The organism is Pseudomonas sp. SDO5591_S426, from assembly GCF_054070755.1.
In genome coordinates this window covers 1-8,521 of record NZ_JBSVXD010000218.1, presented here as the reverse complement: position 1 = coordinate 8,521, position 8,521 = coordinate 1, and the positions used below count along the sequence as shown (strand labels likewise).

General features: G+C 59.5%; 8 protein-coding genes. 4 read left to right on the top strand and 4 right to left on the bottom strand.

Annotated features, from left to right (window positions below; genetic code table 11):
- Positions 1–53: 53 nt before the first annotated feature.
- The 4 genes from ACW9JC_RS26540 to ACW9JC_RS26525 form a co-directional block, all read right to left on the bottom strand.
- Complete coding sequence (locus ACW9JC_RS26540; RefSeq protein WP_457458702.1) at positions 54–902, bottom strand: cache domain-containing protein; 849 nt, start codon at positions 900–902, stop codon at positions 54–56.
- A 212-nt stretch (positions 903–1,114) separates the two neighbouring features.
- Positions 1,115–1,990, bottom strand: coding sequence for an ATPase (locus tag ACW9JC_RS26535; RefSeq protein ID WP_457458700.1), 876 nt, complete (start codon positions 1,988–1,990; stop codon positions 1,115–1,117).
- A gap of 91 nt (positions 1,991–2,081) precedes the next feature.
- On the bottom strand, positions 2,082–3,080 hold the full coding sequence (locus ACW9JC_RS26530) for an NAD-dependent epimerase/dehydratase family protein (RefSeq protein WP_457458698.1): 999 nt from the start codon (positions 3,078–3,080) through the stop codon (positions 2,082–2,084).
- Between the two features lie 68 nt (positions 3,081–3,148).
- Positions 3,149–4,042, bottom strand: coding sequence for a LysR family transcriptional regulator ArgP (locus tag ACW9JC_RS26525; RefSeq protein ID WP_416126262.1), 894 nt, complete (start codon positions 4,040–4,042; stop codon positions 3,149–3,151).
- 96 nt (positions 4,043–4,138) lie between these two features.
- Here ACW9JC_RS26525 and ACW9JC_RS26520 point away from each other — a divergent pair, with 96 nt between their 5' ends.
- From ACW9JC_RS26520 to ACW9JC_RS26505, 4 genes are all read left to right on the top strand, one after another.
- Positions 4,139–4,540, top strand: coding sequence for an ACT domain-containing protein (locus ACW9JC_RS26520; protein ID WP_457458696.1), 402 nt, complete (start codon positions 4,139–4,141; stop codon positions 4,538–4,540).
- Positions 4,541–4,547: 7 nt separating this feature from the next.
- Positions 4,548–5,150: a LysE/ArgO family amino acid transporter gene (locus ACW9JC_RS26515; RefSeq protein ID WP_338582724.1), complete on the top strand. Its 603-nt coding sequence runs from the start codon at positions 4,548–4,550 to the stop codon at positions 5,148–5,150.
- A gap of 176 nt (positions 5,151–5,326) precedes the next feature.
- Complete coding sequence (locus ACW9JC_RS26510) at positions 5,327–5,923, top strand: superoxide dismutase (RefSeq protein ID WP_008022038.1); 597 nt, start codon at positions 5,327–5,329, stop codon at positions 5,921–5,923.
- 480 nt (positions 5,924–6,403) lie between these two features.
- Positions 6,404–8,455 carry a putative bifunctional diguanylate cyclase/phosphodiesterase gene (locus ACW9JC_RS26505; RefSeq protein WP_338582727.1) on the top strand — a complete coding sequence of 684 codons (2,052 nt, stop codon included), beginning with the start codon at positions 6,404–6,406 and terminating at the stop codon, positions 8,453–8,455.
- Positions 8,456–8,521 lie beyond the last annotated feature (66 nt).

The window sequence follows — 8,521 nt, the reverse complement described above, 5'->3', positions numbered from 1 at the left end:
CATTGGAATACGTCCATCTGTAGGAGCTGCCGCAGGCTGCGATCTTTTGATCTTCAAGGGCTGTAATACCCGACAGCCACCAGAAAATGCCCAACCTTCTTCAGGTACGCATGCTTGTCCTCGACCTTGCCGGTCACCGGGTTCTTCCAGCGATATTCGTACTCGCCATAATCCTGCTTGGCCATCAACGCCAGCATCGGCTCACCCACCGGTTTGCCCTCTGGGTCCTTGATCTTGCTGAAATCAGTATTGATCAAGCGCAAATTGGTGCCGTGGGCCACATAACGCTGGGTATCCAGATCGACGACAAACACATACAGGTCATCCTGCAAATAACCGCCCTTGAGCGAGTTGATCGCCGTCAGCGTGCCCTTCTCGTCCTTGGCCAGGTCGGTCGCCGCTTTGTTCAGCAAGGCCATGGCCTGTTCCGCCGATGCCCGTGGCAGGTAATAACCGACTGCGACAATCCGCTGGCCGACTCGCTGATAGAACACATGCTTGCGCTCGACCTTGCCGTCAGCCCAGTTCTGCCAGCGGTATTCCGCCTGCTGGATGCCATTGCCCTCCGGCACTTTCAGGGCGTCCTTAAAGGCTTTCTGCAATTCCGGCCCGAGGGTTTCCGAAACGTCCCGGCCAATCAATGCCGATGACGGCCCGCCGCTGGCGAGCATTACGCCTTTGGTGTCGAGGACAAAGACATAGCGGTCCTTGTCGACGAACTCGCCCTGACGGCTGAAGGCAGCGAAGGCCTTGTCGCCATTGTCGTGGTAGTAGGCCAAGGCTTTTTCCAGCAAGGCGATGGCGGCCTTGCTGTCGTCCTTTTCTGTTCCGGCCGCATGCACCTGGCTCAGGCCCAGCGCAAACATGACGCACAGCACGGCGAACTTATGCAGAAACCCCATTGCGCATCCCTCGTTCTTGTTGATGTTTCAAGAGCGTAGACGGCCTGGGGATATGTACGAATATTCAGGAATCTGTAGCAGCTGCCGAAGGCTGCGTTCGGCTGCGCAGCAGTCGCGAGTCCTGTACTCGCGATCTGTCTGGCATACCGAAGTGCCCGGTTTTACGACTGCTTCGCAGCCGAACGCAGCCTTCGGCAGCTGCTACAGAGCAATTACTGCCGGGCGCGCAGCTGCTGTTGCAAGTTCTGGATCTGCGCCTGAAGGGTGTTGATGTTGCGGGTGACCTGGCCACGGAAGGCGTCGAACTCAGCGGTATTGGCCGAGCCCTGGACAGGCGCCGGGCGATTGTCCTGCTCGCTTTTGAGCACGACGATGTCCTGTTCCAAACGCTCGATGGCGGCGCTCGGGTTGCCTTGCTTCTTCAAAGCGGTGATGTCGGCGCCGAGGCTTTTCAGCTGAGCGTCGAACTTTTCATTGTCTGCCGGGGCACTTTTCAGCGCGGCCACATCGCCGATCAAGACTTTGACCTGGGCCTGCAATTGCGTGTTCACCGTTTGGTGCTCAGTGCTCTGGGCAGTGACCTGCGCCAGGCGCTTGTCCAGATCGGTGGTTTGCGCGGTCATCTGCGCCAGACGTTTATCCAGGTCAGAAGTCTGACCAACCACGCCTTGCTGCTGCTTGCTCTGGTCCTGCAACTTGCTTTCCAGCTGCTTGATTTGCATCTTCAACGCTTCACTGTCGCTGGTGACGTTGGTCTGGCTGGCGACAACCTTGCCGGAAATATCCTGCAAGCGCCCCGCCGCTTCCTCACTGATGCGCGCGAAACTTTCCTGGGTCGCCACCAGTTGCTGTTCCATCAGCGAAATCTGCTGAAAGCTCCACCAGGCCAGGCCCGCGAAAGCAAAAAACAGCGCCCCGACCAGCGCCCACAACGGACCGGTGCTCGCCGCCTTGACCTTGGTCACAGGCGGTGTACGCGAATGCACGGCGGTGCGAGTGGTCGGCGGAAAATCATCGTCGTCGAGGACGTCTGCACGCAGGCTCGGTACATCATCGAAGTCGTCGTTGGCATCGTTACGCATGGACATTGAGTCAACCTTTGTGAAACGCGGTAATGGCTGGATGCGGCGAGTATAAACCCGACTGCCGCACCGATTGACCCTCAACCCCGTACCGGGTTCAGTGTGCGCGGATGTCCTGAGCCTTCCACCAGCCGCAGAACTCATCGAGGGCCGTCCACAGACTGACTTTCGGATCGTAATCCAGATAATGCCGGGCGCGGCTGATGTCCAGGGTGAAATTTTTGTTCATTACCTGCATGCCCAAGCGCGACAGGGTCGGTTCGGGGCGGCCCGGCCACATTTTGCACACGCCTTCGTTCAGCGCCGCAACGCTGTAGGCCAAACCGTAGGAACGGTAGCGTGTAACCTGTGGGACTTCCATTTTGCGCATGACGTAATTGACCACGTCCCACAAGGGCACCGGCGCACCGTTGCTGATGTTGTAGACCTTGCCCAGTGCCGAGCCACCGGCCAGCAAGCTGCTGAGCAACGCTTCATTGAGGTTTTGCACGCTGGTGAAATCGGCCATGTTGAGACCGTTGCCGATGATGGCCAGGCGGCCCTTGCGCTGCATTTTCAACAGGCGCGGGAAGATGCTCATGTCGCCGGCACCGGTCACGAAACGCGGGCGCAGGGCCAGGGTTTCCAAACCGAACTCCTGGGCGCCGAAGACTTTTTGCTCCGCCAGGTATTTGGTCGCGGCGTAGGGATGCTTGAAGCGCTTGGGCACCTGTTCTTCGGTCAAACCCAGGTGATCGCGACCATCGAAGTAGATCGAGGGCGACGACAAGTGCACCAGACGCCGCACCCGCTGTTTCAGGCAGGCCTCGACCACATTTTCGGTGACCTGCACGTTGCCTTGATGAAAGTCCTGATAACGCCCCCACAAACCGACGGCGCCGGCGCAGTGCACCACGGCCTCAACGTCGGAGCACAGTTCCCGGGCAAGTTCCGGGTCACTCAAGTCGCCCTGAACGAACTCGGCGCCACGCCGAACCAGATGCTCCACACCTTCGGCCCGGCGACCGTTGACCCGCACGTCCAGGCCCTGCTCCAGGGCGAAACGCGCAAAGCGCCCGCCGATGAAGCCGCTTGCGCCGGTGACCAGAATCTTCATGTTGTGCTCCGAATATTTCGATTTGCGCTTTGCATATTGCGTAGGGCGTGAGGTCTTGACGCTGTCCGTCAGTCCAACGGCACCAGCCATTGCTTCGATGCCCGCACCAACTGATCGGTCAGCAACCCCAGCAACTGACCGCCATTGCGCCAATGATGCCAGTACAGCGGCACATCGATCGGCTTATCTGGCAAAAGCTCCAGCAAAACGCCGCGCTCCAGTTGTTCGCGAACCTGCAGTTCCGGCACCAGCCCCCAGCCGAGACCCGCTTCGGTCAAACGGATAAAGCCTTCAGACGAGGGACATAGATGGTGCTCGAATCCGCCATCGACGCCGAGGGACGCAAGATACCGGTGTTGTAGGAAATCGTCCGGGCCGAACACCAACGCCGGGGTTCGGGCCAACTGATCGGCGCGCACACCTTCTGGAAAATGCCGCGCAATGAAGGCCGGACTGGCCAAGGCTCGATAACGCATCGCCCCGAGCAAAACACTGCGCGCACCGGCCACCGGCCGCTCGCTGGCACACAGACACCCCGCCACCTCACCGGCGCGCATGCGCTTGAGGCCAACCGTCTGGTCTTCCACGATCAGGTCCAGCAGCACATGTTGTTGCGCGCAAAATTCCCCCACCGCCTGCGCCCACCAAGTGGCGAGGCTGTCGGCATTCAAGGCGATCCGCAATCGCTCCGGCAAACCTTCTTCGTCCAGCGCCGGCACCAGGCTTTGCAAATCACGTTCAAGCAGGCGGACCTGCTGCACATGGTTGAGCAAACGCCGGCCGATCTCGGTCGGAGACGGCGGCGTTGCCCGTACAAGCACCGGTTGGCCGACGCGTGCTTCGAGCAACTTGATGCGTTGGGAAATCGCCGATTGCGACAACCCCAGCACCTGTGCCGCCCGTTCAAACCCGGCCTGCTCGACCACCGCGGCCAAGGCAGAAAGCAATTTATAGTCGAACATCAGTTTTCCTAATGAGCGATCAGTAATATTGGTTTTTCTTATACAACGTCCTGCCCGAGAATGACCAGCAAGAACTCTTGAACAGGAAATACCGACATGGCTGGCGAAACTTCATTGGCAACGCTGCTGCGCAGCATGAGCCCGCAACTCAACGCCGGCGAATACGTGTTCTGCACCCTGCGCGACGGCAAATTGCCCGCAGGCCTTGAGGTTGTCGGCAGCTTCCGCGAGCAGGAAGGTCTGACCGTCATTCTCGAACGTTCCCACGCCGAACAGGCAGGTTTCAGCTTCGACTACGTCGCGGCCTGGATCACCTTGAACGTGCACTCGGCCCTCGAAGCCGTCGGCCTGACCGCCGCGTTCGCCAGGGCGCTGGGCAAGGCCGGTATCAGCTGCAACGTGATCGCCGGTTACTACCACGACCATTTGTTCGTCGGCCAGGCCGATGCCGAACGCGCCATGCAAGTGCTGCGCGATCTGGCAGCCAACGCGGAGTAAAAAAGACATGTGGCAAAGCTATATGAACGGCCTGTTGGTAGCGTTCGGCCTGATCATGGCGATCGGCACTCAAAATGCTTTTGTTCTGGCGCAAAGCCTGCGCCGGGAACATCACTTGCCGGTCGCGGCACTCTGCGTAGCCTGCGACGCGTTATTGGTGGCGGCCGGGGTATTCGGGTTGGCGACGGTGTTGGCGCAAAACCCGACTCTGCTGGCCATCGCCCGTTGGGGTGGTGCAGCGTTTTTGCTCTGGTATGGCAGTCAGGCACTGCGTCGTGCCTTCTCGAAGCAGAGCCTGCAACAGGGCGAAAACCAGACCGTGCGCTCGTTGCGGGCGGTGATGCTCAGCGCTTTGGCGGTGACGCTGCTCAACCCGCACGTTTATCTGGACACCGTGTTGCTGATCGGCTCCCTCGGTGCGCAACAGACCGAGCCCGGCGCCTATGTCGTGGGCGCGGCGAGTGCCTCGTTGCTGTGGTTTTTCACCCTGGCGTTGGGCGCTGCATGGTTGGCGCCATGGCTGGCGCGGCCGAGCACCTGGCGCATTCTTGATCTGTTAGTGGCAGTGATGATGTTCGCGGTAGCGTTCCAGTTAATCAGCGCCGGCTGATTTATTCCAAAAGGCTCTGGAACCTCTATTCCACACAGTTGTTGCGTGGTTATGCCGCACCCCCGGTGCTATGATCCGACCCTGCGCCGCAAAGAGTATAAAACTCCCCGGCGCTTGTCTGGCCGCCCGTGATCGGCCTTGCGCTCACCGCACCTGACCTGATTAGGAGATCCACCATGGCTTTCGAATTGCCGCCACTGCCTTACGCACACGATGCTCTGCAGCCGCACATTTCCAAGGAAACTCTGGAATTTCACCACGACAAGCACCACAACACCTACGTCGTGAACCTGAACAACCTGGTGCCAGGCACCGAGTTCGAAGGCAAGACCCTGGAAGAAATCGTCAAGACTTCCTCGGGCGGCATCTTCAACAACGCCGCTCAGGTCTGGAACCACACTTTCTACTGGAACTGCCTGGCTCCAAACGCCGGCGGTCAACCAACCGGCGCGCTGGCTGAAGCCATCAACGCAGCCTTCGGTTCGTTCGACAAGTTCAAGGAAGAGTTCAGCAAGACTTCCATCGGCACCTTCGGTTCCGGTTGGGGCTGGCTGGTTAAAAAGGCTGACGGTTCCCTGGCCCTGGCCAGCACCATCGGCGCCGGCAACCCGCTGACCAACGGCGACACCCCGCTGCTGACCTGCGACGTCTGGGAACACGCTTACTACATCGACTACCGCAACCTGCGTCCGAAGTACGTTGAAGCGTTCTGGAACCTGGTCAACTGGAAATTCGTGGCTGAGCAGTTCGAAGGCAAAACCTTCACCGCTTAAGCTCGACGTCAGTCAAAAAACCCGGCTTATGCCGGGTTTTTTTATGGGAGACGATTTTCAGGATATGCGGCGTCCTTGAGGCCGCCATCGCCAGCAGGCTGGCTCCCACAAGGATTGGGGACATCTGCCGGAAAATTGGTCGGCCGCAGGCCGCCATCGCGGGCAAGCCTTGCTCCTACAGACAAATCACATACATCCGCAAAACCACGCCAATTTCCCACGATGAAACCAGCCTTCCCCCCCTTGCCCCCGCGCCACAGCCGTCTAACATCAATCAAAAGGAAAATATCTCCACATCCCCCCTCAAGTTGAAGGACTCGACAACCGACACAGTACTAATCGGACCAATACGCAAAAACTGCATATCGGCCAAGCTGCAGGCAAAATCCCGCATGGATGATTGACCCTTTGACTGCCATCACGGGATTGCCAATACTCATGGCAACTTGATGCTACCCGCACGGAACAAGGAATAGCCCTTTGAAGCTGGAACTCAAGAACAGCTTGTCGGTGAAGTTGCTCCGGGTCGTGCTCCTGTCGGCATTGATCGTCGGCGTGGTCTTGAGCTGCGCGCAGATCGTTTTCGATGCCTATAAAACACGCCAGGCCGTCGCCGGTGATGCCGAACGCATCCTCGACATGTTCCGCGACCCTTCGACCCAGGCCGTCTACAGCCTGGACCGGGAAATGGGCATGCAGGTGATCGAAGGCCTGTTTCAGGACGACGCCGTGCGCCAGGCTTCCATCGGCCACCCCAACGAAGCCATGCTCGCGCAGAAATCCCGTGAGCTGCAGCACTCCAGCAGTCGCTGGCTGACCGACCTGATCCTTGGCAAGGAACGCACCTTCACCACCCAGTTGGTCGGTCGCGGGCCTTACAGCGAGTATTACGGTGACTTGAGCATCACCCTCGACACCGCGACTTACGGCCAGGGCTTTATCGTCAGTTCGGTGATCATCTTCATTTCCGGCGTTTTGCGCGCCTTGGCGATGGGGCTGGTGCTGTATCTGGTCTATCACTGGTTGCTGACCAAACCGCTGTCGCGGATCATTGAGCACCTGACCGAAATCAATCCGGACCGCCCCAGCGAACACAAGATTCCGCAGCTCAAGGGCCACGAGAAAAACGAACTGGGGATCTGGATCAACACCGCCAACCAGTTGCTGGAGTCCATCGAGCGCAACACTCATTTGCGCCACGAAGCGGAAAACAGCCTGTTGCGCATGGCCCAGTACGATTTCCTCACCGGCCTGCCGAACCGCCAGCAGCTGCAAACGCAGCTGGACAAGATCCTCGTCGACGCTGGAAAACTGCAACGACGGGTCGCGGTATTGTGCGTAGGCCTCGATGACTTCAAGGGCATCAACGAACAATTCAGCTACCAGACCGGCGACCAGTTGCTGCTGGCCCTGGCCGATCGCCTGCGGGCGCACAGCGGACGCCTTGGCGCCCTCGCCCGCCTCGGCGGCGACCAGTTCGCCCTGGTGCAGGCCGATATCGAACAACCCTACGAAGCCGCCGAACTGGCGCAAAGCATTCTCGATGACCTGGAAGCGGCGTTTGCCCTCGATCATCAGGAAATCCGCCTGCGCGCCACCATCGGCATCACCCTGTTCCCCGAGGACGGCGACAGCACCGAGAAGCTGCTGCAAAAAGCCGAGCAGACCATGACCCTGGCCAAGACTCGCTCGCGCAACCGTTATCAGTTCTACATCGCCAGCGTCGACACCGAGATGCGCCGCCGTCGCGAACTGGAAAAAGATCTGCGCGACGCACTGGCCCGCGAGCAGTTCTATCTGGTCTACCAACCGCAGATCAGCTACCGCGATCACCGGGTGGTCGGTGTGGAGGCGTTGATTCGCTGGCAACACCCGGAACACGGGCTGGTTCCGCCAGACCTGTTTATTCCGCTGGCCGAGCAGAACGGCACCATCATTGCCATTGGCGAGTGGGTGCTGGATCAGGCCTGCAAACAGTTGCGCGACTGGCACGACCAGGGTTTCAGCGACCTGCGCATGGCGGTGAACCTGTCCACCGTGCAACTGCACCACGCCGAATTGCCAAGGGTGGTCAACAACCTGCTGCAAATGTATCGCCTGCCACCGCGCAGTCTGGAACTGGAAGTCACCGAGACCGGCCTGATGGAAGACATCAGCACCGCCGCCCAGCATTTGCTCAGCCTGCGGCGCTCCGGCGCCCTGATCGCGATCGACGACTTCGGTACGGGCTACTCGTCCCTGAGCTATCTGAAAAGCCTGCCGCTGGACAAGATCAAGATCGACAAGAGCTTCGTACAAGACCTGCTCGATGACGACGACGACGCGACCATCGTTCGCGCCATCATCCAGTTGGGCAAGAGCCTGGGCATGCAGGTGATCGCCGAAGGCGTGGAAACCGCCGAGCAGGAGGCCTACATCATTTCCGAAGGCTGCCACGAAGGTCAGGGTTATCACTACAGCAAACCGCTGCCGGCCCGGGAATTGGGTGCCTACCTGAAGCAAGCCCAGCGCAGTAACGCGGCTATTTTGTGATCCCCTGTGGGAGCGAGCCTGCTCGCGATGGACGTCGAGGCGCCGCGTTCATTCAGACTGCACGCG